The following is a 636-nucleotide window of genomic DNA, read 5'->3' as shown; positions in this document are numbered from 1 at the left end:
TATTGCAAATATTGATAATGCGACACGGATTCTTTCAGGTGTTCGTGCTGGTTCAATTACAGCAACATCAACGGATGCGATCAATGGTGCTCAACTTTATTCTATAAGCAATGCAGTTGCAGGCTATTTTGGCGGTGGTGCTAGCTATAGGGATGGAGCTTGGAATGCGCCTACTTTTACAGTTAAAGTCTTTGATAAGAATGGTAATGGGGCTGAAAAGGATTATAGCACTGTTGCAGAAGCTTTTACTGGCGTCAGTAGTTCTTTCACAAATCTTGATAAAAAGATTGAAAATATGGTCATTAATGGCACAGGTGATGCTCTTGTTAAGCAAGATACAGCAGGACTTATTACCATTGGTGGAAAGGTAAGTGGCACTAAGGTAAGTATTGCAAATATTGATAATGCGACACGGATTCTTTCAGGTGTTCGTGCTGGTTCAATTACAGCAACATCAACGGATGCGATCAATGGTGCTCAACTTTATTCTATAAGCAATGCAGTTGCAGGCTATTTTGGCGGTGGTGCTAGCTATAGGGATGGAGCTTGGAATGCGCCTACTTTTACAGTTAAAGTCTTTGATAAGAATGGTAATGGGGCTGAAAAGGATTATAGCACTGTTGCAGAAGCTTTTAC

1 pseudogene is annotated in these 636 nt (G+C 40.7%); it reads left to right on the top strand.

Annotation, left to right across the window (positions count from 1 at the left end):
• Nucleotides 1–636, top strand: a pseudogene (locus CER18_RS10185) (hypothetical protein); the annotation flags it as partial.

This window comes from Bartonella tribocorum, assembly GCF_002777915.1.
Taxonomy (GTDB): Bacteria; Pseudomonadota; Alphaproteobacteria; order Rhizobiales; family Rhizobiaceae; genus Bartonella; species Bartonella tribocorum_A.
The sequence above is the reverse complement of the archived record's forward strand: the minus strand, read 5'-3'. Positions and strand labels throughout refer to the sequence as shown.